Source organism: Maricaulis maris, from assembly GCF_036322705.1.
Taxonomy (GTDB): Bacteria; Pseudomonadota; Alphaproteobacteria; order Caulobacterales; family Maricaulaceae; genus Maricaulis; species Maricaulis maris_B.
The window spans coordinates 1,935,797-1,958,246 of the sequence record NZ_AP027270.1 but is presented as its reverse complement, the minus strand read 5'-3'; the positions used below and the strand labels follow the sequence as shown (position 1 = coordinate 1,958,246).

Genomic DNA, 22,450 nt, shown 5'->3' with positions numbered 1-22,450 from the left:
ATTGCACGGATGATGCGCGGCCGCCTCGAAAACGGGCAGGCCTGCACAATTTCGCGGCGCGATGCGGCCAATCCCGCAAAATTGCGGTTGCGTCGTCGACTCTCCGCGCGGGAGAGGCCTAGCTCTTCGCGATCGCAACATAATCAAGCCCCGTTCACGGAGAGCCCCATGGATAGTGGTAATAACGCCTGGATCCTGACATCCACCGCCCTCGTCCTGCTGATGACGCTGCCGGGACTGGCCCTGTTCTATGGCGGCATGGTCCGCCGCAAGAATGTGCTGTCGACCCTGATGCAGAGCCTCGGCGCCGCGGCCATCGTCACCGTGCTGTGGGCGCTGATCGCCTATTCGCTGGCCTTCTCCGATGGTGGGGCGATGAATGCCTTCGTCGGCGGTCTGAGCCGGATCGGTCTCGCCGGGATCATGCCTGACACAATGTCCGGCGACCTGCCGGAAAACCTCTTCCTGATGTTCCAGCTCACCTTTGCCATCATCACCGTGGCGATCATCGCCGGTGCGGCGGTCGAGCGGATCAAGTTCTCGGCCTTCATGGTCTTCGCCGCAGCCTGGCTGATCCTCGTCTACGCGCCGATCTGCCACTGGGTCTGGGGCGGCGGCTTCCTCGGTGAGGCCGGTGTGCTCGATTTTGCCGGCGGCGCCGTGGTCCATATCAATGCCGGTGTGGCCGGGCTGGTGCTCGCCAAATTCCTCGGCCCGCGCAAGGGCTATCCGGGTTCCAACCTGGCGCCCGACAATCTCGTCCTGACGGTGACCGGTGCCGGCTTCCTCTGGGTCGGCTGGTTCGGCTTCAATGGCGGTTCGGCCCTGGCGGCCGACGGTGCGGCGGCGCATGCCTTCGTGACCACCCAGCTGGCAGCTGCCAGTGCGGTGCTGGTCTGGATCGGGTTGGAGTGGATCCTGCGCGGCAAGGCCAGTGTGCTGGGTGCGGCCTCGGGCGCCATCGCGGGTCTTGTTGCGATTACACCCGCCGCCGGTTTCGTGCCGGCCTGGTCGGCCTTCATCATTGGCGCCGGCGGGGCCTTCGGGGCCTATTGGGGTGTCACCGCACTCAAGAAAGTGCTCAAGGTCGACGACACACTGGACGCCTTCGGCCTGCATGGCATTGGCGGCCTGGTCGGCGCTGTCCTGACCGGTGTCTTCGCTTCGGAGGCCATTGGCGGTGCCGGCGGCGCGATCGAGGGCAACTGGATGCAGGTCTGGACCCAGACCTGGGGTGCGCTCGCGGCTGCGGTTTACTGCGGCGTGGTGACGACTGTCATACTTTTCGTGCAATCCAAGATCATGCCGCTGCGCGTTGACGAGGAAGGCGAGATCTCCGGCCTCGACACGACGCTGCACGGCGAATCCATCGGCTAGCCGTCGATCCACATTTCGTCCTGGCCTGTCCTCCCCGGCCTGCGACGTATACTGGGCCCGGCCCGTCGCCCCTGCGTTGTAGGGGTTGGCGGGCCGGGCCTCTTTTTGTCCGGGGGTTGCAAATCTGTATGGGGTGCATTCGCCTTTGTGGGAAGGCTAGAGGCCGCTCAGGACGACCACGAAACCCACCCAGACGACCGTGTCGAGGGCATTGGATGCAAATTCGAATATGGATGAGCGGCGCATGGTGGTCCTCCTGTGTCGAGGCACAGGATGGCCGGGCGCGATGACAAAAACTGTCATGGGCATTGCGGCGGGGGGAGGCGCCCCGCCCAGCCCGACGCATAGACGCCCTTGGCCCTACAGCTTCTCGACAAACACCGTGCCGGCCGAATAGCCCGCACCGAACGAGCAGATCAGGCCCTTTTCGCCGACCTCGAAACCGTCATGGTGACGGTGGAAGGCGACCAGCGAGCCGGCCCCGGCGGTGTTGGCGAACTCGTCGAGGATGACCGGCGCCTCGTCCTCGGTGAACTCGCGACCGAAGACCTTCTTGGCGACCATCATGTTCATGTTGATATTCGCCTGGTGCAGCCACAGCCGCTTCATGTCGGACGGCTTGAGACCGAAATTGCCCATGTCGGTGAGGATCATCTCGGCGACCATCGGGCAGACTTCCTTGAAGACCTTGCGGCCTTCCTGGACGAAATAGCGGTCCTCGAAATCCGGCTCCGGCTCTTCGGAGGCATTCAGGAAGCCGAAATTGGAGCGGATATTGTTGGAGAACTTGGTCATCAGATTGCGACCGACGATCTTCCAGCCCTGACCGCCGGCGACATCCTCGTGCTCGATCAGCATGGCGACGGCGACATCGCCGAAGATGAAGTGGCTGTCGCGGTCGCGGAAATTGAGCTGCGGCGTGGTAATTTCCGGCGTCACAACGAGCACCGACTTGGCCATGCCGGTCTCGATCATGTTGACCGCATTGATGATGCCAAAGGTGCCCGAGGAGCAGGCCACCGTCATGTCATAGCCGAATCCGGTGATGCCCAGGGCGTCCTGGATCTCGATCGCCATGCACGGATAGGTGCGCTGCATCGACGTCGCCGAGCAGATCACGGCGTCGACATCGGCGGCGTCGCGACCGGCATGGGCGAGGGCCTCCTTGGCCGCCGCGAGGCCGGCTTCGGCCATCAGCGAGAGTTCGTCATTGGCCCGCGGCTTGACCCGGGGACGCATGCGGGAAATGTCCAGTACGCCCTTCTTGTCGATGGTGTAGCGCGACTTGATGCCCGAGGCTTTCTCGATGAAGCCGGAGGAGGAGGGGTTCTTGGCCTCAACGGCGCCGCGCTCGATGGCGTCGGCATTCTCGGCGTTGAAGTGCTCAACATAGGCGTTGTAGCAGGCCACGAGTTCATCGTTGGAAACAGACTCGTCGGGAGTCCAAAGACCGGTCGACCGGATCACCGCGCTCATTCACTTCACTCCGCAACGGGTATGTCAGGGCGCGCAACTTAGTGGCTGCGTTTCGATGCGTCACCTGTGCAGCTGCGCATCAGGGGCTTGCCGGGCTTTGACGCCGGGCCATCTCAATGCGAGACCAGTGCGCAACCAAGATCCGATCCGGGAGAGCGATCCATGAAAACACGTGCCGCCGTGGCCTTCGAGGCCGGAAAACCGCTGGAAATCGTCGAGGTTGACCTCGAGGGCCCGAAAGCCGGCGAAGTTCTCGTCGAGATCAAGGCGACCGGAATCTGTCACACTGACGAGTTCACCCGATCGGGTGCTGATCCGGAAGGGGCCTTCCCGGCCATCCTCGGCCATGAGGGCGCCGGTATCGTCCGCGAGGTCGGGCCGGGCGTGAAGGACCTCAAGGTCGGTGACCATGTCATCCCGCTCTACACGGCCGAATGCCGCGAGTGCGAGTATTGCCTCAATCCCAAGACCAATCTGTGCCAGAAGGTCCGCGCCACCCAGGGCCAGGGCGTGATGCCGGACGGCACCTCGCGCTTCTCCTACAAGGGCGAGAAGATCCTGCACTATATGGGCTGCTCGACCTTCTCGAACTTCACCGTCCTGCCGGAAATCTCGCTCGCCAAGGTCCGCCAGGACGCGCCCTTCGACAAGATCTGCTACATCGGCTGCGGCGTGACCACCGGCATCGGCGCGGTGATGTTCACAGCCAAGGTCGAGCCCAATTCCACGGCGGTTGTGTTTGGTCTCGGCGGCATCGGTCTCAATGTCATCCAGGGCCTAAAACTGGTCGGGGCCCGGCAGATTGTCGGTGTCGACATGAACCCGGCCAAGGAGGCGATGGGGCGCCAGTTCGGCATGACCGATTTCGTCAATCCGAAGGACCACAAGGACCTGGTCGGCCATCTCGTCGAACTCACCGGCGGCGGGGCTGACTACTCCTTCGAGTGCATCGGCAATGTCGAGGTCATGCGGGCGGCGCTGGAATGCTGCCACAAGGGCTGGGGCGAGAGCGTCATCATCGGCGTCGCGCCGGCCGGCGCCGAAATCCAGACCCGCCCCTTCCAGCTGGTCACCGGCCGCGTCTGGCGCGGCTCCGCCTTCGGCGGCGCAAGAGGCCGCACCGACGTCCCCAAGATCGTCGACATGTATATGGAAGGCCGCATCGATATCGACAGCCTGATCACCCACAAGCTCAAGCTCGACGACATCAACAAGGGGTTTGACCTGATGCATGAGGGCAAGAGCATCCGGGCTGTGGTGGAGTATTAGGGGGCCCATGAGCTACGATCTGATGGTGTTTGATCCGGCATCTGCGCCGCAGGACAAGAGCGCGTTTGAAGCGTGGGTTGATGCGGAAATGTCAGGCCCTGACGCGGCGCTGGACGCGTCAAAATGCACAGACCGCCTGACGGCGTGGTTTGAGGCGTTTTGCGAGTTCTTCCCGCCGCTAAACGGGCCAAATGCTGTCTCTGATGATCGTATCGACGATCCGGAAGTCACTGACTTTACCTTGATGCCAGGTGCAATTTACGCGTCATTTCGGTGGTCTGTTGCCGAGGCAGCCCTGGCAAAATTGGCGAGTCTCGCTGAACAGCACGGGCTCGGCATTTACGACCCGCAAGGCGGCACCTGTATCTATCCTGATTGATCGCAATATATGCAGGTGTCGCTGCGGTCGTACCGCAGCCAACACCCCGCCACAAACCGATTGCCGGGAGTTCGCCGTCTCCGCTTGTTCAGGTCAAGGGGTAGACCCGCGACGCGGCCCTTCGGGCCTTTGACCTGAACAAGCGGAGACGGCCCGCTGGCTGACAAGCGATGTATGGAGGGTTGCGCGCCCACGCTCGCCTATTTCACGACCTTTTCTTCGTTCCTCATACCGTCATCCCCCGGCTTGTCCGGGGGACCTCACCTATTCGGTGGCCCTCCGTGACGAGGTCCCCCGGATCAGCGCGGCGCGCTGACCCGTGGATGACGGTGGGGATTTGGTATCTCCCGGAAACACCCAACCAGGGGCTGGCACACGCCGCCCCATGCGCTATTTCTTCTTCTGACCCTGAAACCGAAAAAGCGAGCCATCCCTTTGACCCTGACACCCGTTTCCAGCTGGGCCTCTTTCGGCGGCACAGTGTCCGTCCATGATCACGACAGTGAGGCCTGTCGCGGCCCGATGCGCTTTGCCGTCTATACGCCGCCGCAAGCCAAGGACGGGCCGGTGCCGGTGGTCTGGTATCTCTCCGGCCTGACCTGCAACTGGTCGAATGTGATGGAGAAGTCGGGCCTGCAGCGCATCGCCAGCGAGCTCGGCCTGATGGTGGTGGCGCCCGATACCTCGCCGCGCGGCGAGGCTGTCGCCAATGATGACAGCTATGATCTGGGGCAGGGCGCGGGCTTCTATGTCGATGCGACCGAGCCGCCCTGGGCGCCGCATTTCTCGATGGAGACCTATGTCGCGCATGAACTGCCGACCCTGGTCGGCTCGCAATTCCCCGCCGACATGGACCGTCAGGGCATTACCGGTCACTCGATGGGCGGGCATGGTGCGCTGACGCTGCATCTGCGTCATCCGGGACGCTTCCGCTCGGTCTCGGCCTTCTCACCGATCGTGGCGCCAACCCAGGTGCCCTGGGGGAAGAAGGCGCTGGCCGCCTACCTCGGCGATGAGTGCCCGGCCTGGGGCGAACATGACGCCTGCGAGCTGGTCAAGCGGCAGCCGTCCGAGGTGCCGATCCTGATCGACCAGGGCGAGGCCGACACATTCCTCGACGAACAGCTCCGTCCGGACCTGTTCGAGGCAGCCTGCCGGGCGGCGGGCCAGCCTGTGACCCTGCGCCGCCATCCCGGCTATGACCATTCCTACTGGTTCATCGCCAGCTTCATGGAGGACCATTTGCGTCATCACGCCAAGGCCCTCCTCGCCGGTGACTGACCGCTAGCGCTGGCCGATCTCGGAGATCGACAGCGTCGCCTGGGCGTATTGGCCCTGGCTGTAGGAGCCGACCCAGACCGAATAATTGCCGGAGCCGGGATTGCCGATGGTGATGGTCGGGTTGAGACCCGGACCGCTGTCATCATCGCAATAGAACTGGCCGTTCGGGGCCTGGACGATGAGCGTGGTGTCGGCCTGCGAGGTGGCCGAGAAGGTCAGGTTGTAATTGCCGGCCGTGTAGAAGACGGAAAAGTCGACCGCGTCGGCGACCCAGCCGGTGCAGTTGGTGAACAGGCTCCGGGCCGAGAGGGCACCGCCGGAGGTAATGGTGGTGCGATAGGGGTCGGGTGTGAAACCGGCGCGCAGATTGACCGAGCCGAAGGTCTGGGCCGAGGCGTGGCTGCCGATGACCAGGCAAGCCAGGCCGGCGATGATGGCAAGTCTCTTCATGGGTGTCTCTCCTGTCCATGTGAAGCTGGACCAAGAAAGCCATGCGCCGCACCCGCCGGGTATCCCCGGTTTGGGGGAGGGATGGAGCGCCTAGAATGGATCGCGCCGATAGTCCTGCGGGCGCTCGACGCGGTGACGCGGACGCATCTCCTCGCCGCCGTCGCCATCATCGCAAACCCATTCGCCCGGCGCGGCAGGGTCATGCGGGCCGGCCGGGCGGCACACGCCGGCGCCCAGCTCGCCGGCCGAGGGCAGGTCCGGGTCCCGCCCCTCGGCGAGCCAGGCACAGCCGGACAGAAGGGTGGTGGACATCAAGATCAGGACAAGGCGCATGACACGCTCCGATGCGGGCTCCCCAGCCGTCGCATGGGGCAAGTTTAGCGGGAGCGGGAGAAGGAGCAAGGGGCGTAATTCTCGTGGTCGGCATCGGGCGCCTCGCGCGAAGTGGTCCACAAGTCACTTGTCAGCCAGCGGGTCGTATCCGGCTCCCTTTCGGCAAGCAATTTAAGCCAAGGTAGGCGCCAGGGTGCGAAGCCGGACGCGTTGTCACGCCGGATCATTCCACGAAACTTTCTTCGATGTCGTTTCCGGCGCATGATCTGGTTGGAAGCACAGACGGGGGACACATGATGATACGGACAATACTGACCGGGGCCCTGACCGGGGTCCTGCTGGCTTTGTTGCCGGTTTCGGCCGAGGCCCAGCAGCAACCCTATTTCTGTCCGGCGCCCGAGGACGTCTGGGTCATGGACAAGGAATTCCCCGAGGCGCCGGCCTGGCGCCATGAGGCGCGGGTGCGCGGCAATGCGCTGGGTGCAGCCTCAACCGAGTCTGGCCGTCAGACCCGGCCGGGCCGGGTTCCGTTTCGACCGGCCACCGGCATGCGCGGGCAATCGCCCTCCCCAACGCAAAACCGGCCAATCGTCGCGCCGATGCTGACCCATGCCCGGACTGTTGGTGTGAACGCGCATGCCTTCGCCGCAAATCACGACCTGCCGCCGGTGATGGCAGCGCTCGAGTGGATCGCGGCAGAAGCCGGGCAATACCGCACGATCTGTCGCTATTCTCTCCAGGATGGCGAGGCCAATGGCCACCACGCCACCGCGACCCTCCCGGTCAACCGCCGCGACTGCCAGGCGCAAGCCGGCACCATGGTCTGGCAATATGACAGCCAGGTCGGAGGCCAGGCCTGCAACGCGTCACGGACGGAGTGTGTGATTGTGTGTGGAACCGAGGCTGTGATGGAGAGCTGGTAGGGACGGAACGGGACGGGGCCGCCGCCGCCATTTTGTCCGCCACTCCAAATGTTTGCCATCCCGGTCGGAACCCCGCGAAAGCGGGTTGGAGAACCGGGACCCATACACGCCGATATCGGCCGAACCGGGCTTGTGGGTCCCGGATCTGCGCCCTGATCAAGTCAGGGCTCCGTCAGGGATGACAACAGGGGGTTCGGGCGCTTTCGCGCGGCCTGAACCATAGATCCCTTGTCAGCCAGCGGGCCGTAACCGGTTCTTGAGGTCAAGGGCGGCGCAGCCGCCGCTTCGCGGTTTCACCCTTGAGCTCAAGAACCGGATACGGCTTTCTCTCGGCAAGGGATATATGGTGGGGTGTGCGCTTGCGCCTCAAACGCTGGATCGAAGTGGGTTTGTATCCCGGCGATTAGGAAAAGGATATCCAATGAGACGCGCCACAATAATAATTTCAACAGTATTGTTTGTGGCCTACTGCGTTGTTTTATTGATAGGTTCGTTAGCCGGAATTGATTTTGGCCCGGCTTTTATGCTTGTCGGGTTTTTCGGAATGCTCGGTTATTTTCGATTGATGTCGACGCGTATTTGAGTGCGCTTCGAACATTGAAGGGATTGGCCAGCGTTAGGCTGCGGTATGATAATTCGTGACAATTAGGCACGCACCATTTTTCCCGGACGCGCCTGCGCGATCCGGGACCGACGTTCGGCGATGAGTTTCCTGGAAACACGCGTTGGTCCCGAGGCTTCGCCCCGGGCGCCTCGGCAATGATATCGACCGCGTGGGATGACGGTTGGATGGGAGGGGGCAAGCGCTGCTGATCCGGACCGACCTCTACCGCACCAAATCCTTCACCGCTTCATGCCGCGGGCAGGTCACCTCGTGGTCATTGACCATTCCGACCGCCTCCATGAAGGCATAGACAATCGTCGGTCCGACAAACTTGAAGCCGCGCTTCTTGAGGTCCTTGGATATGGTCTCCGACAATGCCGTCTTGGTGGGGACATCCTTCAGCGTGGCATACCGGTTCTGGATCGGCTGGCCGTCGACGAAACCCCAGAGATAGTCGGCGAAGTCCTCGCCGTTCTCGCGCATGTCGATATAGGCGCGGGCATTGCCGATGGCAGCCTCGATCTTGGATTTCGAGCGGATGATGCCCGGATCGGCCAGCAGGCGCTCGCGATCGGTGTCGTCATAGGCGGCAATCCGGTCCGGGTCGAAGCCGTGGAAGGCGGCGCGCATGGTTTCGCGCTTGCGCAGGATGGTGATCCAGGCGAGGCCGGCCTGGAAGCCGTCCAGCATAAGCTTTTCCCACAGGGCGCGGGCATCATATTCCGGCACGCCCCATTCGGTGTCGTGATAGGCGGCATAAATCGGATCGGGCGTATTCACCCAGGCGCAGCGCTGATTCATGGGGTGGTCCTTGCTTGATGAGGACAGTGCAGCCTGTTCCGCCGACCCTGCCAAGCCGTTTTGCCACGCCCTGCTGACAGCGTCGTGGCAACAGAGTGCTAAACCTTCGGTGCGGCTTCCAGGTCGGCCCAGAACTCGTCTGGAACCACGATATTGGCTTCCTGGCCGTCGGCCTCGCAATAGTGTTCGGCGGCCTTGAGGCGGTCGAGGCGGGCGAGGATGACGGTGTGGTGGCCGAGGCTGGAACTGATCGCGCCGACGGTGACGGTTCCGGCCATGACGGCAGTGCCCGGCGGCGGGGCTTCCGCGGCGAAAACGGCGGGCAGGGAGCGCTTGCGGATGGTGCCGCGGCGCTTCATGCGCGAAACGACTTCCTGGCCGATGAAGCAGCCCTTCTTCCAGCCAACGCCGCCAAAGGCGTCCAGATTGACGTCGGTCGGGAAGACCTCGGCCTCGCCATAGTCACGGCCAAAGGCGGGGATGCCCGCTTCGATCTCGAAGCGGTCGAGCGCGCGCGGCTCGCTTCCGGCCTCGCCGATGCCGCGCCAGATTCGGCCGGGCAGGCGCGGGTCCTGGGCCGCGCCGGGGAAGGGCGTGGTCGACCACAGGGCGAGGAGGTCGGTATTGAGCACGATCTCGGCCCTGGCCCGCAGCTTGAACAGTGTCAGCCGCTTGAGCAGGCCCTCGGCAGCGCTGGCCGGGACGTCGAGCCAGACGGTGTCGCCATCGGCCAGGACGAGGAAGTCGACCAGGATCTTGCCTTGCGGCGTGAGCAGGGCACCGGGGCGGCAGTTGCCGGGCTCAAGGCCGACAAGGTCGACCGTGACCAGGCGCTGCAGGAGGTCGCGGGCGTCCGGACCGGCGACCGAGACGATCTGGCGGCCGGGCAGGATGAAGGGCAGGGGGCGGGCTGGTTCATGCACCGCATATGGCATTGCGCCCGTCTCTGGCCAAGCCCTTCGCGTCGCGCTATCTGCGGTGACCATGCAACGCGTCCTCTTCATCACATCGACCCGGATCGGTGACGCCATCATCAATTCCGGTGTCCTGGACCATCTCGTGCGGACACGCCCCGAGGCGCGCTTCACGATTGCCTGTGGTCCGCTGGCGGCCTCGCTGTTCACCGAAACGCCCCGCCTCGAGCGCATCATCATCATGCGCAAGAAGAAGGCCGGGATGCATTGGTGGAATTTGTGGCGCGAGACGGCGGATACGCAGTGGGACCTGGTCGTCGATCTGCGCTGCTCGGCGACCGCCTGGTTCCTGCGGGCCAAGGAGCGCCGCATCCTCAAGCAGAGCCCGGTGGCCATCCCCAAGGTCGAGGAGGCGGCCAGCGTGCTGGCACTCTCCCCGGCACCGGATCCCAAGCTCCATATCTCCGATGCCGTCCGTGCCGAGGCGGCCGAGCGCTTGCCGGGCACAGGCCCCTATCTGGCGATCTGCCCGTCGGCCTCGTGGATCTTCAAGGTCTGGCCGGCCGAGAAGTTTGCCGAATTCATTCTCAAATTCACCGCGCCGGATGGCGAGATGCCGGGCGCCCATGTGGTCATGCTGGGCGGTCCGGGTGATGAGCTCTATGCCCAGCCGATCTATGACGCGCTGCCGGAGATCGAGTTTGTCGACCTGCTCGGCCTCGGCCTGCCGGAAACCGCAGCCTGTATCGAGCGCTGCCGCCTCTATGTCGGCAATGATAGCGGGCTGATGCACATGGCAGCGGCGGTCGGGACCCCGACGCTGGGGCTGTTCGGCCCCTCCGATGACCGCTGCTATGCCCCGTGGGGCACGCATACCGATGCGGTGCGCGGACCGGCGAGCTTCGAGGAAATCGACAGCGCCCATGATGATCGCCGCAAACACCCGGAAAGCCTTCTGGCGGACCTCGCGGTCGACACCGTGTATGATGCCGCCAAGGCGCTGTACGACCGGACAGCCTGATCGGGTCCAGCCGGGTTGAGGGGTAGGCCAGCATGCGATTGCCCAAGATACTGACGACCCTGCGCAGCTACGACCTCAACCAGTTTCTGGCCGATGTCCTGGCCGGCCTGACCGTGGCCATGGTGGCCCTGCCGCTCAGCCTGGCCATTGCGATCGCCTCCGGCGCCGATCCCGCCAAGGGGCTGGTCACGGCGATCATTGGCGGCTTCCTGATCTCCGCCCTGGGCGGCAGCCGGGTGCAGATCGGTGGCCCGACCGGCGCCTTCATCGTCGTCGTGTTCAGCGTCATCGCCGAGCATGGCTATGACGGGCTGGTTCTGGCCACGCTGATGGCCGGCCTGATCCTGCTGGTGGCGGGCTATCTGCGCGCCGGCCGCCTGATCGCCTTCATTCCCGAGGCGGTGGTGAACGGGTTCACGATCGGCATTGCGATCATCATCGCGACCAGCCAGGTCAAGGACCTTCTCGGCCTGCACTTTGACCATGTCCCGGCCGATATCCTCGAGACCGTGCCGATGCTGGTCCAGTCCGGTGACAGCCTCAACCCGGCTGCGCTCGGCATTGCGGTGCTGGCGCTGGTGCTGATTATCGGTCTGCGCCGCCTGGCACCGCGTTTCCCCGGGCTGATCGTCGGCCTCTCGGTCGCCTCGCTCGTCGTGGTGGTGATGAACCTGCCGGTCGACACCATCCAGTCCCGCTTCGGTGCCCTGTCGGCCAGCCTGCCGATGCCGGCCCTGCCGGAGGTCTCGCCGGCGCGGATTGTCGAGCTTGTGCCCTCGGCCATCGTGATTGCCTTCCTGGCCGGTGTGGAATCGCTATTGTCGGCGATGGTCGCTGACCGGATGATTGACGGTCATCATCGTCCCAATGCCGAGCTGACCGCTCAGGGCGTGGCCAATATCGGCTCGGCCCTGTTTGGCGGCCTGCCGGCAACCGGCGCCATTGCCCGCACCGCGACCAATATCCGGGCCGGCGGCAAGACGCCGGTGGCCGGACTGGTCCATGCGCTGGTCCTGCTGCTCATCCTGCTCTTCGCCGCCCCGCTCGCCGGCCATCTCGCCATGCCGGTGCTGGCCGCCCTGCTGATGGTCACGGCCTGGAACATGAGCGAGCCGCAGCGCTGGCCGAGCTATCTGCGCGGGCCGGTCGGCGACCGTGTCCTGCTGGTTCTGACCCTGGTCCTGACGGTCTTCGTCGATCTCACGGTGGCGATTGGCGTCGGTGTCGCGGTGGGGCTGGCGCTGCGGCTGTCGCAACGCAAGGCGCCGCCCAGTGACTGGACACCGCCGGAGCGCTGAGCCAAGGCACGGGACTTGCTGATGAAGCACTGGATTCTTGTCCCGCAAATCACGACAATCGCACTCACATCACGCTCACATCCCGGGCGCATGACCGACCGCCAGAAGGGCCCTTGCCATGACCACGACCATCCTGACCGCCATCGCTCCGGGCGAACTGATCGACAAGATCACCATCCTGCGTATCAAATCCGAACGCATCGCCGATGAAGCGAAGCTCAAGAATGTCCGCACCGAGCTGGCGGTTCTCAACGAGACGCTGGAAAAGGACGTGCCGGCCAGTGACGAGCTGAGCCGTCTCGACGCGGCGCTGCAGGCGGTCAATGAGGAGCTCTGGGTGATCGAGGATGATATCCGCGATTGCGAGCGGGCCGGTGATTTCGGTGACGAATTCATCCGTCTCGCCCGTGCCGTCTATGTCACCAATGACAAGCGTGCGGCGCTGAAAAAGGAGATCAATCTCCTGCTTGGCTCGACCCTCGTCGAAGAGAAATCCTACGCCGCCTATTGAGTTGGTGCGCCAGGCTCTGTAACCGGGCCGATACCCGTCCGGGCTCCTGACCCGGGCGACCCGAAACCAGCGAGGATTGTCGCGTGGACCGCCAGAGCTTCTACTTTTTCGACATCGACGAAAACATTCTCCACCTGCCGACCCGCATTCACCTGCTCAACACCATGACCGGTGAGGAGCGGGCCATGCGCCAGCACGAGTATGAGGATATCAAGGCCTATCTCGGCGTGCCCGGCCTGTGGGAGGACTGGGCCGATCCGCCGGCGCGGGCCTATCGCGAATTTGCCGACGGCCAGGATCGCAATGGCGAGGAATACCTGCTGCGCGACGTCAAGCGCGCCATGGACAGTGCCAACTGGCGCGGCCCGTCCTGGGAGATCTTCAAATACGCCGTGCTCAAGCGTCGGCCGGTCGCCATCGTCACCGCGCGCCAGCATTCGCGCGAGACCATCAAGGCGGCGCTCAAGCTGATCGTCGATGCCGGTCACCTGCCGGAAGAGCCGAACTATCTGGCCGTCTACCCGTGCTCGAACCCGGAAATCCGCGACGAGCTGGGGCCGCACCTGACGACCGCAGGTCTCAAGCGCCGCGCCATCCGCCAGTGCGTCGAGAAGGGGCTGGACGAATATGGCCGCGACCTGCCGCACTCGTTTGGGATGTCGGATGATGACCTCAAGAATGTCGACCTGATCACCTCGGCCATGCTCGAGTGCAAGCTGGATTATCCCGACAAGCGCTTCTTCGTCATCTCCACCAATCGCCGTCGCCACGTGAAGATGGAAATCCTGCCGCCGCACAAGGACGAGGAAAAGCTCCGCGCGGCCGAGGACGACTGGTACGGGTGAGGCCCGGCACTCCTGCGGTCACACATCAAAAAAAAGCCCTCCGGGTCGCCGGAGGGCTTTTTCGTGTCCGCAATGGCGGGCCCGGGACTAGTCGCTCCGGTGCACCGTCAGCAGCGGCACATAGGCCGAGCGGATGGCCGGGACGAGGCCGCCGAGGAAGCCGATGATGACGGCCATCACCATGCCCGCAAGGACCGAGCCGCCGGTCACCGCGAAGGAGAAGACGACCTGGGTGAAGCCACCTCCGAGCGTTGAGGCCGAGATGCCGTTGAAGAGCAGGTAGACGGCGAGGGCGCCAAGCAGGCCGCCGACAGCCGCCAGCACGATCGACTCGGCCATGGTCCCGACCGCCGCGGCGAAGCCGGAGAAGCCGATTGCCCGCAGGGTCGCAATCTCGCGCATGCGGGTATCGACCGAGGAGTACATCGTGTTCCAGGCCCCGGCGAGGGCGCCAATCGCCATGATGATCGAGAGCGGCAGGCCGATGGCCTCGATCAAGACCGCGGTGCCACCGGCTTGTCCGGCAAAGAAATCGGTCTCGCTGACAATGTCGAGATTGAGCCGCGGCTCGTTTTCCTCATAGGCGCGCAGCTCCTCGATGGCCTCCGGCGAGGTCAGGCGGGCGCGGATAGATTGTACTCCGGTGCCGCGATTATAGAGGTTCTGGATCACCGCGATGTCGGCCCAGACCTCGCTGTCGAACACCGAGCCGCCGGTTGAGAAGACGCCGACCACGACCCATTCATTGGGGCCGAGGCGGACCGTGGTGCCGAGGTCGAAATTGGAGAACTCGCGGATCACGCCAGCGCCGACGACCAGCTCGTTTGTGCCCGGCTCATACATCCGGCCCTCGACCATCTCGAAGCCTTCGCGCAGGCGCAGGGCCTCGGTGCCGACACCGCGCAGGGGCAGGTTGGCATTGGTCTGCGAGGAGCGCTTCACGCCATCGACAATGACGAAGAGCTCGCCGGAGACGAGCGGCGTGCCGTCGGCATCTCGGGCAATGCCGGGCGCTTCCTCGATCAGGCGGACCTGGTCGCTGGAGAGGCCGGAATTGAGCTCGGCCGAGGAGCCGGCCCGAAGCATGACAGCCACATTCTCTGACCCGGTTCCCTGCAGGGTGGCCCGGAAACCGTTCGACATGGCCAGGAAGCCGAGCAATACGCCGGTGACGAGGGCGATCGAGATGACGGTGGCCAGGGAGAGGCCGGCGCGCTGCGGAATGGAGCGCAAATTCATCATCGTGACAGCGCCGATCTGGTTGAACATGACGCGCCTCCTATTGCTTGCCGAGCGCGATGACGATCTTCACGCGCTGGGCATTGAGGGCAGGAACGATACCGGTCAGCAGCCCCAGCAGGACGGCCAGTCCGATACCGCTCCAGAAGACGGTGGCGGTCATCGCTAGTCCGGGAAGGAAAGCCGCTGCGGCCGCGGCGACGCCGCTGATCATGAGCGTTGCCAGTCCAAGGCCGAGCAGGCCGCCGACCAGGCTCAACATCACCGATTCCGCCAGCACCATTCGGAAGATGCGCGGAGCCGGGAAGCCGAGGGTCTTCATCACCGCGATCTCGCCGGTGCGCTCATTGATCGCCGTCACCATGGTGAAGCCGACAATGATCAGGATGGTCGTGAAGGAGGATCCGACCACGAAAATCAGGATCAGGGCGATATTGCCGAACTGGTTTGCGAACGCCTCGTTGAAGGCGGCTTCCGTCGTCGTTTCGGTTTCGGCCGGGGAGTTGGCAAACATGGTGTCGATCGAGCGCGCCACGCTGTCATTGAGCGAGGCGTCGGCGGTGTTGACGATCAACCATCCGACCTGGTCGCGATTGAAGGCCAGCGCCTCGTTGTAATAGTCGTAGTGGAACATCGCGTAATTGGCCGGAATGGTGTCTTCCTCGGCGTCGAAGATCGCGCAGATGTCGAATTCCCAGCTCGACGTGCCATCCGTCTTTTGCCAGATGTTTGAGAGCAGCGGGATGGTGTCGCCGACCGACCAGCCATACTGGCCGGCCAGGTCCGTCCCCACCAGCAGGCAGTCGCGGGTGTTGAGAAAGGCTGCGCGCTGCTCGGCGGGCATGGTCAGTTCAGGATAGGCCGCCAGGTAGCTCTCGGCATCCACGACAAAGGTCTGAACGAACTGGGTCGGGTCCTGGTAATAGCCGCCAAACCAGCTCGCATGGCTGACATTGGTCACGCCTTCGACGCTCGCCACCCGGTTCCAGTAGGCGAAGGGCATGGAGACGGTGAAGTTGATCCGGTTGACCGTGATCAGGCGGTTTTCCGCCGCCGTTGCACTGCCCGCAGTCCAGACCGAATAGAAGGCACCGAGTACGCCGAAGATCAGGAAGGCGATCAGGATCGACAGGGTCAGCAGGATCGCCCTCAGCTTCTTGCGGAAGAGGTTCTTCCGGATCAGCGTGAGATCATTCATTGCGCCGGCTCCAGCACTTGCTCGATGAAGCGGCCCTTGTCGAGATGGAGTTCGCGGCGGGCGTATTTGGCCGCCGAGGGGTCGTGCGTGACCATGATGATGGTCTTGCCGAGCTCCTTGTTGAGCAGTTGCAGCGTCTCGAGGATTTCATCGGCCGACTTGCGGTCGAGGTCACCGGTCGGCTCGTCACACAGCAGGACTTTCGGGTCAGCGACAATGGCGCGGGCGATGGCGACCCGTTGTTGCTGGCCCCCGGAAAGCTGGCGCGGGCGGTGGCCCTTGCGGTCGGCGAGGCCGACAATGTCCAGCGCCGTGGCGACGCGGTCCTTGCGCTGCTTGCCGGACAGCTTGGTCAGCAGCAGCGGCAATTCGACATTCTGGGCCGCTGTCAGGGTCGGCATGAGATTGTAGAACTGGAAGATGAAGCCGACATTCTGCGAGCGCCACTTGGCCAGCTTGCCCTCGGACAGTGCATCGACGCGAACGCCCTGGCAGTCCACCCGACCGGTCGAGGGCCGGTCGATCCCGCCGAGCATGTTGAGCAGGGTGGTCTTGCCCGAGCCGGACGGTCCCATGATGGCGATGAAGTCGCCCTCCGGGATGGTCATCGTCAGATCCTCGAAAATCGTGATCGACTCCTTGCCCCGCGTGTAGCGCTTGGACAGGTCGGTGAGGGTGTAGAGCGATGTCATCGGCATTTCCCCGTTCAGGTCAGGCCGCAGCGTCCCGGTCAGGTCGGCGGCAGGTCGTCGGCAGGTCGTCATCATGCGACATCGGTGTCGCTTTGTAAATTAAAGTACTTCTATTCGATAAAAATAACGCGGGCGGCCATGTCGGGCAGGATCCGGTTGTCGCGCTCGTCAAAGGCCACGCGGACCGTGATCGTGGCCCGGGCCCGGTCGGCGGTCGGGATGATCGCCTCGACATGGGCCGGGATGCGCCAGTCCGGATAGGCGTCAAGTCGCGCCTCAACCCGCTGGCCCGGTGTTACCCGGCCGATCTGGCCCTCATTGACATCGACCTCGATCTCCAGCGAGTCCATGTCGACCAGGGTGGCGACACCGGTTCGGGTGAAGCCGCCACCGGCCGAGGCCGGAGACAGGATTTCGCCGATCTGGGCGTTCTTGGCGATGACGATGCCGGCAAAGGGTGCCCGCACGATATGGCGGTCGATCAGGTCTTCCTGGCTGCGCACCTGGGCGGCCACAGCCTGGTAGTCAGCACGCGAGGCATTGATCTGGGCGGTCAGGCTGTCGACCTGCGCGCGGGCCGCGGTGACGGCGGCCTGCGAGCCGATATCGCGCTCGGCCAGCGTTGTGGCGCGCTGCAGCACGGTCTGCGCCTCGTTGAGCTGGGCCAGCAGGGCGCGCGGACGCGTCGCGGCGGCTTCTCGCTGGGCGATCAGCAGGTCGAGCTGGATCCGGGCACGGGTGTCGTCGAGCCGGGCGAGGACCTGGCCTTCCTCGACACGCGTGCCTTCCTCGACCAGCAGCTCGGAAATCCGGCCGGTGATCTCCGCCGACACGGTCGCCTGGCGGCGCGCCACGACATAGCCGGTTGCGACAAGGCCGGAGGTGCGCGGTGTCTGCGGGGCGGGTGTGGCCGCGGCTGTGTCGCTGCCTGACGGTGTCGCCGAGGCCGGGGTCTCGACCGCGGCGACGGGCTGCGGTGCCGGCGCCGATGACTGCATCAGATACCACGTGCCACCCGCTGACAGGGCCGCGAAGACCAGCGCGATAACAATCGTCACGAGCACGGAAACACCGCCGGCGGCGTCGCCCTCGTCGCGATCAATGCTCAGGGATTCCAGCTGTGATCTTCGGTCTGACATGCGCGCCCCTCAAATTCGGTCATACCGTATGAGTAACGCGCATTCATGACGATTGGAACGGGACAAATCGGAACCGCGTCCCCCGTCGCATGCCCGATTGCAGGGCCCGCTCAGTCGAAATAGGCGGCGCGCATCATTTCCGACAGGTCCCGGCCGCGATGGGCAAGCGCGCGGCGTTCGGCATCGGCTTCCAGGCCGCAGCGGGTGCGGTAGCGTTGCTGGGCGCGATACCCGTCATTGAAGCTCTGGATCAGCCGGTCGCGCCAGCGCCCATTATCTGCCGCCTCCATGGCCAGAAGCTCGACCATTTGCTGGCGCCATTGCTGGTCGTCGGGGCTGTCGCAGGAGAAGGCGAGATAATGCAGCTCGCCCAGCGTATAAGCGAGGAAAGGCAGGGTCCGCTCAAGATCGAGTTCTTCGCGGATGTCGGCGCTGATCCCGTTGTCCTGGGGAATGACGGACGGGCTGGTTTCCATCGCTACCGGACGCTCGAAGTCACGCGGCTTCTGGGCCATCGCCGGAGCGCTGGCCAAAGCCGTCAGGCTCAGAGCCGCGAGGGCCAAGAAAAGCAGGGCCAGGCGGGCCGGAAAGAGGCGATGTGCACGCATGGCGCGCATCATGCCCGGGATTGTGGCGCGCTCATGGCAGCCAGCATGTCGCGGGCGCGGCCGATGACATCGCGGGTCTTGTCCCAACGGGTCAGGCTCACGGCTTTCTCGAAGGGGAAGAAGGCCGCCTCGGTGACATCGTCCGCCGCGACCGGCTCGCCGCCGGTCCAGATGCCGACAAAGTCGACCAGCAGATAATGCCAGTCGCCCGGCTGTCCGTCCTCGCGCAGGCCGATACTGTCGATGACATCGATCAGGCCGACAATGCGGGCCGTGGTTCCGGTCTCTTCGGACAGCTCGCGCAGGGCTCCCTCGGCCGCCGTCTCACCATATTCGATCTTGCCGCCGGGCAGCGACCACTGCCCCTCATAGGGCGGTTTGCCGCGCTTGATCAGCAGCACCTCATCGCCGCGAAACACGACCATGCCGGCCCCGGGCGTCGGTTGGCGGCGCGGGCTCTGATTATCGTTCATGCGTCCGGATCATTCGCGGCGTCGGGGTCAGGGTGCGGGTCATACTTGCCGTTCGGCGACCACAGGGCGAGCTCGTTGCCGGCCGGATCGGTGAAATGGAAACGACGTCCGCCGGGGAAATCCTCGCGCTTGATGATCGCGCCGCCGGCGCCCTCGACCCGCGCCTCGGCGGCGAGGATATCCTTGGCCTTGAGGATGATCAGGCAGCCTTGCGGGAAGCGCGTGTCTTCGCGGCGCAGTCCGCCATCGAGGCCCGCATTCTGGAAAGCCGCATAGTCCGGCCCAAAATCGAGGAAGTCCCAGCCAAACGCGGCCCTGTAGAAGGCTTTCGCGGCGGCCATGTCGGTGACCGGGATCTCGTTGTAGTCGATCTTCAGGATGGCTTCATTGTCATTCACTTCGCAGTCCATCCGCCGTCTATGCTGATCCAGGAACCATTCATATTGGCCCCGGCATCGGAGACAAGATAGAGCAAAGCACCGGCGAGCTGCTCATAGGTCACGAACTGCTTGGTCGGCTGGGCCGCCAGCATGACGTCGCGGACCACCTCTTCCTCGGAAATCCCGCGCGCTTTCGCTGTATCGGCGATCTGCATCTCGACCAGCGGTGTCTTCACATAGCCCGGACAGATCGCATTGCAGGTGATGCCCTGTTCGGCGACTTCCAGCGCCAGCGTCTTGGTAAAGCCCATCACGCCATGCTTGGCCGCGACATAGGCCGACTTGAAGGGCGAGGCGACCAGACCGTGGGCCGAGGCGAGATTGACGATCCGCCCCTTGCCCTGGCGCTTCATGATCGGCACGGCGGCCTTGGCGGCGTGGAAGACCGAGGTCAGGTTGATGGCAATGATGGCGTCCCATTTTTCGGTCGGGAAGTCCTCGACCGGCGCGACGTGCTGGATGCCGGCATTGGACAAAAGGATGTCCAGCCGACCGAATTCGCGCTCGGCCGAGGCGACCATGTCGGCGATCTCGTCCGGCTTGAGCATGTTGGCCGGGTGATAGCGCACCTCGACACCATGATCACTGGCCAGCCGCGCCCGCAGGGCCTCGATCTCGGCCGCGTCGCCCAGCCCGTTGAGAATGATGTGACAACCATTTTCCGCCAGCGCCCCGGCCATCGCCGCGCCAATGCCGCTGGTCGAGCCGGTGATCAGGGCCACCTGGCCGGTGAGATCGGTACGAATTCCAGACATGAACCACCCTTCAACTTTGCGCTGAGCGCAAGAGACGGGATGGCGACGGGGAGGTCAAGGGGGAGGTGTTCCCAGCGGGTGTGGGAGGAGCCGTCAGTCTGCTCACAGGAGTTCCGGGAGGGACGCTAGCTAGAGAGGCGCGGCGAGTGTAGCGTCGAGCGAGAGCGGCTGTTTGACGCCATCATCTGTTGCCTTGGGAAGCGGAGACTTGAATTGAACAAGCTTGCTTTCGCTTTGGTCGCGTTCGCGCTGGTTGGCTGTGCTTCCCATTCGGATGACGAGCTGGTTCGTCAGCTTGAGCAAGTCGAGCCGCCGTGGCTGGGCGAAATGGCTGACTATCAGGGCCCGATACTCTCCGGTGGAGGAGCTGACAGCGTCATCTACGCCCACTGCGGAGACGAATGTGCATACGTTGTTATCGACGCGAGCGCGGATGGGACGGCGGTGAGCCACCATGTGGGTGACGTTCCCGGAGTGGTCCCTGTCAGGTGGGCACGGATGGTCTCATCATCCGAGGGGCGCCACACTGAAACCCCTTTTGTCTCCGTATTTTCCTATCTCAGTCAGAATCTGGAACGCGCGTTCGAAGCCTGCGCGTCGACTGACCGTTGCTATCTCCGGAACGAAGACTTTCCGGACGCGGGACTGCGAGTGGCTCCGTTCGAGGTGTTACTGATCTCGCGCACGAGCCCCGACTCTGCTCGCGAGGTTTGTTTGGCAGCGGTGACGTTCTGGAATACGCGCGAGAACTTCACATCTTGGCGAAGTGAGCCATTCTGCCGCCGCCTATAGGTGCGGATTTCCGAAAACCCTCCACCATCATCCCCCGGCTTGTCCCTGGGACCTCAACGCGAGCGGTGCTTTTCGGCCTCAAGGGAGGCATCCAGGTCCTTCCCCTTGATAAGGAAGGTGGGCCGGGTCGCAGCCCAGGGTCGGAAGGGGTGAAACGCGCAGCGTTCCTGCACTGACCGTCGGTCACCCACTCCACCGCTTTGCGGTACCCCTCGCCCATTAAGGCGAAAGCTTGAGCATAGTTTTGAATGGGTCAATTTACACGTATTGCGTGTATTTGTGCTAACATGAAAACGCCGGCCACAAGGGCCGGCGCAATCCAAGGAGGGAGATATGTTTCGGCTTCCGAAACTCTCTCTCGTCCTTTGGGTGAGAAGAAGACGGATCGGCGGGTGGACCCTGATGATCCGGCTCTCTCTCGCCTAAAGGGCGGCCAAAGGGGACGGCTAGCCCCGTCCCCGGCGGCCCTTGGGTTGTATCATATCTTGCAGGCGCGTGGAATAGGGGCGCTAAGCCGCCTTCTTCCCCGCCGCCGCCGGCTGAGGCCGCGTGAACAGCAGATCGCCTTCGCTCGACCCGGCCGCTTCAAACCGGTAGCCGCCCAGGTCAAATTTCACCAGGTCGGCCGGGTTGGTCACCCGGTTCTCGATGACCCAGCGGGCCATCATGCCGCGGGCCTTCTTGGCGAAGACCATGAGCGCGCGCAGCTGGCCGTCCTTCTCTTCCTTGAAGGTGGCGGTGATGACGCGGCCCCTGATGGCCTTCCTGTCGACCGCCTTAAAGTACTCGTTCGAGGCCAGGTTGAGAATGACCGGCTCTTTGGCGTCGGCCTGCAGGCTGTTGAGTTCCTTCGCGATGCGGTCGCCCCAGAAATCATAGAGGCTCTCGCCGCGCCGTGTGTGCAGCTTGCGGCCCATCTCGAGGCGATAGGGGTGGATGGCGTCGAGCGGTTTCAGGGCGCCATACATGCCCGACAGGATGCGCAAATGGTCCTGGGCCCAGGCCAGGTCCTCGGCGGACAGGGTTTCGGCCTCGAGACCGCGATAGACCTCGCCATTGAACGCGAAGGCGGCCTGCTTCTCGCCCGGTTGGTCGGCGTCAAAGGCCTGGAAGCGCTCGCGATTGAGACGGGCGAGATCATCATTGATCTTCATCATCGACTGGATCTTCGCCGCCGAAAGCTGCCGCGTCGTCTTTGACAGGATCCGCGTCTCGTCGATCAGGTCCGGCGTGGTCGCCGGCAGGTCGCGATCGACGGCGTCAAAATTCATGTTCTTGGCGGGCGAGAGCAGAATCAGCATGGGCAATCTCCTAGTCCCAAAGGATAGGGAGTGCGCCCGCCGGTTTCCAGACGCGGACGCGGTGCTGTGGGCTGAAATGATTCATGGCTGGGATAGAGGGTAGCTATGAAGAGGCAAGGCCCCCAAAGCTTTGTGGTCCTCCGCGCCGCGCGCACACCATTCCATACACCGCTTGCCGAGAGATCGCCGTCTCCGGTTCTTCAGGTCAAGGGCGGCAAAGCCGCCGCTTCGCGGTTTCACCCTTGACCTGAAGAACCGGAGACGGCCTGCTGGCTGACAAGCGATTTATGACTCGCCCTGCGAAGACGCGCCGGCGTAAATTTCGACCTGC

The 22,450-nt window shown here is 63.9% G+C and carries 24 protein-coding genes; 10 read left to right on the top strand and 14 right to left on the bottom strand.

The features are described 5' to 3' along the window. Positions 1–168: 168 nt before the first annotated feature. Positions 169–1,377, top strand: a complete 1,209-nt coding sequence (locus AAA969_RS09220; RefSeq protein WP_338245734.1) for an ammonium transporter — start codon at positions 169–171, stop codon at positions 1,375–1,377. Between the two features lie 360 nt (positions 1,378–1,737). Here AAA969_RS09220 and AAA969_RS09215 read toward each other — a convergent pair whose 3' ends face one another. After that, entirely contained in the window at positions 1,738–2,853 is a 1,116-nt protein-coding gene (locus AAA969_RS09215) for a beta-ketoacyl-ACP synthase III (RefSeq protein WP_338245733.1), read from the bottom strand. Positions 2,854–3,015: 162 nt separating this feature from the next. Between AAA969_RS09215 and AAA969_RS09210 the strand changes: the two genes are divergently transcribed. From AAA969_RS09210 to fghA, 3 genes are all read left to right on the top strand, one after another. Continuing rightward, positions 3,016–4,122 carry an S-(hydroxymethyl)glutathione dehydrogenase/class III alcohol dehydrogenase gene (locus AAA969_RS09210; protein WP_338245732.1) on the top strand — a complete coding sequence of 369 codons (1,107 nt, stop codon included), beginning with the start codon at positions 3,016–3,018 and terminating at the stop codon, positions 4,120–4,122. Between the two features lie 7 nt (positions 4,123–4,129). Then, the gene (locus AAA969_RS09205) at positions 4,130–4,501 is read left to right on the top strand and encodes a hypothetical protein (RefSeq protein ID WP_338245731.1); all 372 of its coding nucleotides are present in this window, start codon (positions 4,130–4,132) and stop codon (positions 4,499–4,501) included. A 435-nt stretch (positions 4,502–4,936) separates the two neighbouring features. Beyond that, positions 4,937–5,782 (top strand): S-formylglutathione hydrolase, encoded by an 846-nt coding sequence (gene fghA / locus AAA969_RS09200; protein ID WP_338245730.1) that lies wholly within the window; start codon positions 4,937–4,939, stop codon positions 5,780–5,782. A gap of 3 nt (positions 5,783–5,785) precedes the next feature. On the opposite strand, the gene AAA969_RS09195 is transcribed toward fghA, so the two are convergent. Then, positions 5,786–6,232, bottom strand: a complete 447-nt coding sequence (locus tag AAA969_RS09195; protein WP_338245729.1) for a peptidase S1 — start codon at positions 6,230–6,232, stop codon at positions 5,786–5,788. Positions 6,233–6,322: 90 nt separating this feature from the next. Further along, complete coding sequence (locus tag AAA969_RS09190) at positions 6,323–6,565, bottom strand: hypothetical protein (protein WP_338245728.1); 243 nt, start codon at positions 6,563–6,565, stop codon at positions 6,323–6,325. 293 nt (positions 6,566–6,858) lie between these two features. On the opposite strand from AAA969_RS09190, the gene AAA969_RS09185 reads away from it, so the two are divergent. Then, positions 6,859–7,488, top strand: coding sequence for a hypothetical protein (locus tag AAA969_RS09185; protein ID WP_338245727.1), 630 nt, complete (start codon positions 6,859–6,861; stop codon positions 7,486–7,488). Positions 7,489–8,314: 826 nt separating this feature from the next. On the opposite strand, the gene AAA969_RS09180 is transcribed toward AAA969_RS09185, so the two are convergent. Both AAA969_RS09180 and AAA969_RS09175 read right to left on the bottom strand, forming a co-directional pair. Then, complete coding sequence (locus AAA969_RS09180; protein WP_338245726.1) at positions 8,315–8,893, bottom strand: DNA-3-methyladenine glycosylase I; 579 nt, start codon at positions 8,891–8,893, stop codon at positions 8,315–8,317. Positions 8,894–8,991: 98 nt separating this feature from the next. Continuing rightward, positions 8,992–9,816 carry a hypothetical protein gene (locus AAA969_RS09175; RefSeq protein WP_338245725.1) on the bottom strand — a complete coding sequence of 275 codons (825 nt, stop codon included), beginning with the start codon at positions 9,814–9,816 and terminating at the stop codon, positions 8,992–8,994. Positions 9,817–9,877: 61 nt separating this feature from the next. On the opposite strand from AAA969_RS09175, the gene AAA969_RS09170 reads away from it, so the two are divergent. From AAA969_RS09170 to AAA969_RS09155, 4 genes are all read left to right on the top strand, one after another. Further along, entirely contained in the window at positions 9,878–10,828 is a 951-nt protein-coding gene (locus tag AAA969_RS09170) for a glycosyltransferase family 9 protein (protein ID WP_338245724.1), read from the top strand. Between the two features lie 32 nt (positions 10,829–10,860). Further along, on the top strand, positions 10,861–12,126 hold the full coding sequence (locus AAA969_RS09165; RefSeq protein WP_338245723.1) for a SulP family inorganic anion transporter: 1,266 nt from the start codon (positions 10,861–10,863) through the stop codon (positions 12,124–12,126). Between the two features lie 118 nt (positions 12,127–12,244). Next, positions 12,245–12,637, top strand: a complete 393-nt coding sequence (locus AAA969_RS09160; RefSeq protein WP_338245722.1) for a DUF6165 family protein — start codon at positions 12,245–12,247, stop codon at positions 12,635–12,637. An 83-nt stretch (positions 12,638–12,720) separates the two neighbouring features. After that, on the top strand, positions 12,721–13,482 hold the full coding sequence (locus tag AAA969_RS09155; RefSeq protein ID WP_338245721.1) for a hypothetical protein: 762 nt from the start codon (positions 12,721–12,723) through the stop codon (positions 13,480–13,482). An 87-nt stretch (positions 13,483–13,569) separates the two neighbouring features. Here AAA969_RS09155 and AAA969_RS09150 read toward each other — a convergent pair whose 3' ends face one another. From AAA969_RS09150 to AAA969_RS09115, 8 genes are all read right to left on the bottom strand, one after another. Then, positions 13,570–14,751 carry an ABC transporter permease gene (locus AAA969_RS09150; protein ID WP_338245720.1) on the bottom strand — a complete coding sequence of 394 codons (1,182 nt, stop codon included), beginning with the start codon at positions 14,749–14,751 and terminating at the stop codon, positions 13,570–13,572. 10 nt (positions 14,752–14,761) lie between these two features. Further along, positions 14,762–15,919: an ABC transporter permease gene (locus AAA969_RS09145; RefSeq protein WP_338245719.1), complete on the bottom strand. Its 1,158-nt coding sequence runs from the start codon at positions 15,917–15,919 to the stop codon at positions 14,762–14,764. Continuing rightward, positions 15,916–16,611 (bottom strand): ABC transporter ATP-binding protein, encoded by a 696-nt coding sequence (locus tag AAA969_RS09140; RefSeq protein ID WP_425325049.1) that lies wholly within the window; start codon positions 16,609–16,611, stop codon positions 15,916–15,918. Before AAA969_RS09140 ends, AAA969_RS09145 begins: the two co-directional genes overlap by 4 nt. Before the next feature lie 110 nt (positions 16,612–16,721). After that, the gene (locus tag AAA969_RS09135) at positions 16,722–17,750 is read right to left on the bottom strand and encodes an efflux RND transporter periplasmic adaptor subunit (protein ID WP_338245717.1); all 1,029 of its coding nucleotides are present in this window, start codon (positions 17,748–17,750) and stop codon (positions 16,722–16,724) included. A 110-nt stretch (positions 17,751–17,860) separates the two neighbouring features. Beyond that, positions 17,861–18,358, bottom strand: a complete 498-nt coding sequence (locus AAA969_RS09130) for a TIGR02301 family protein (protein WP_338245716.1) — start codon at positions 18,356–18,358, stop codon at positions 17,861–17,863. 8 nt (positions 18,359–18,366) lie between these two features. Beyond that, positions 18,367–18,831 carry an NUDIX hydrolase gene (locus AAA969_RS09125; RefSeq protein WP_338245715.1) on the bottom strand — a complete coding sequence of 155 codons (465 nt, stop codon included), beginning with the start codon at positions 18,829–18,831 and terminating at the stop codon, positions 18,367–18,369. Continuing rightward, the gene (locus AAA969_RS09120; protein WP_338245714.1) at positions 18,828–19,229 is read right to left on the bottom strand and encodes a VOC family protein; all 402 of its coding nucleotides are present in this window, start codon (positions 19,227–19,229) and stop codon (positions 18,828–18,830) included. Before AAA969_RS09120 ends, AAA969_RS09125 begins: the two co-directional genes overlap by 4 nt. Further along, positions 19,226–20,026: a 3-hydroxybutyrate dehydrogenase gene (locus tag AAA969_RS09115; RefSeq protein ID WP_338245713.1), complete on the bottom strand. Its 801-nt coding sequence runs from the start codon at positions 20,024–20,026 to the stop codon at positions 19,226–19,228. Before AAA969_RS09115 ends, AAA969_RS09120 begins: the two co-directional genes overlap by 4 nt. A 213-nt stretch (positions 20,027–20,239) precedes the next feature. Here AAA969_RS09115 and AAA969_RS09110 point away from each other — a divergent pair, with 213 nt between their 5' ends. Further along, complete coding sequence (locus AAA969_RS09110; protein ID WP_338245712.1) at positions 20,240–20,818, top strand: hypothetical protein; 579 nt, start codon at positions 20,240–20,242, stop codon at positions 20,816–20,818. A 509-nt stretch (positions 20,819–21,327) separates the two neighbouring features. Here AAA969_RS09110 and yaaA read toward each other — a convergent pair. Then, entirely contained in the window at positions 21,328–22,119 is a 792-nt protein-coding gene (gene yaaA, locus AAA969_RS09105) for a peroxide stress protein YaaA (RefSeq protein ID WP_338245711.1), read from the bottom strand. Between the last annotated feature and the right edge of the window lie 331 nt (positions 22,120–22,450).

Coding starts and splice junctions, on each gene's coding strand:
- AAA969_RS09220 (WP_338245734.1), top strand. CDS start 169: ATGGATAGTGGTAATAACGCCTGGATCCTGACATCCACCGCCCTCGTC.
- AAA969_RS09215 (WP_338245733.1), bottom strand. CDS start 2,853: ATGAGCGCGGTGATCCGGTCGACCGGTCTTTGGACTCCCGACGAGTCT.
- AAA969_RS09210 (WP_338245732.1), top strand. CDS start 3,016: ATGAAAACACGTGCCGCCGTGGCCTTCGAGGCCGGAAAACCGCTGGAA.
- AAA969_RS09205 (WP_338245731.1), top strand. CDS start 4,130: ATGAGCTACGATCTGATGGTGTTTGATCCGGCATCTGCGCCGCAGGAC.
- AAA969_RS09195 (WP_338245729.1), bottom strand. CDS start 6,232: ATGAAGAGACTTGCCATCATCGCCGGCCTGGCTTGCCTGGTCATCGGC.
- AAA969_RS09190 (WP_338245728.1), bottom strand. CDS start 6,565: ATGCGCCTTGTCCTGATCTTGATGTCCACCACCCTTCTGTCCGGCTGT.
- AAA969_RS09185 (WP_338245727.1), top strand. CDS start 6,859: ATGATGATACGGACAATACTGACCGGGGCCCTGACCGGGGTCCTGCTG.
- AAA969_RS09180 (WP_338245726.1), bottom strand. CDS start 8,893: ATGAATCAGCGCTGCGCCTGGGTGAATACGCCCGATCCGATTTATGCC.
- AAA969_RS09170 (WP_338245724.1), top strand. CDS start 9,878: ATGCAACGCGTCCTCTTCATCACATCGACCCGGATCGGTGACGCCATC.
- AAA969_RS09165 (WP_338245723.1), top strand. CDS start 10,861: ATGCGATTGCCCAAGATACTGACGACCCTGCGCAGCTACGACCTCAAC.
- AAA969_RS09160 (WP_338245722.1), top strand. CDS start 12,245: ATGACCACGACCATCCTGACCGCCATCGCTCCGGGCGAACTGATCGAC.
- AAA969_RS09150 (WP_338245720.1), bottom strand. CDS start 14,751: ATGTTCAACCAGATCGGCGCTGTCACGATGATGAATTTGCGCTCCATT.
- AAA969_RS09145 (WP_338245719.1), bottom strand. CDS start 15,919: ATGAATGATCTCACGCTGATCCGGAAGAACCTCTTCCGCAAGAAGCTG.
- AAA969_RS09140 (WP_425325049.1), bottom strand. CDS start 16,611: ATGACATCGCTCTACACCCTCACCGACCTGTCCAAGCGCTACACGCGG.
- AAA969_RS09135 (WP_338245717.1), bottom strand. CDS start 17,750: ATGTCAGACCGAAGATCACAGCTGGAATCCCTGAGCATTGATCGCGAC.
- AAA969_RS09130 (WP_338245716.1), bottom strand. CDS start 18,358: ATGCGTGCACATCGCCTCTTTCCGGCCCGCCTGGCCCTGCTTTTCTTG.
- AAA969_RS09125 (WP_338245715.1), bottom strand. CDS start 18,831: ATGAACGATAATCAGAGCCCGCGCCGCCAACCGACGCCCGGGGCCGGC.
- AAA969_RS09115 (WP_338245713.1), bottom strand. CDS start 20,026: ATGTCTGGAATTCGTACCGATCTCACCGGCCAGGTGGCCCTGATCACC.
- yaaA (WP_338245711.1), bottom strand. CDS start 22,119: ATGCTGATTCTGCTCTCGCCCGCCAAGAACATGAATTTTGACGCCGTC.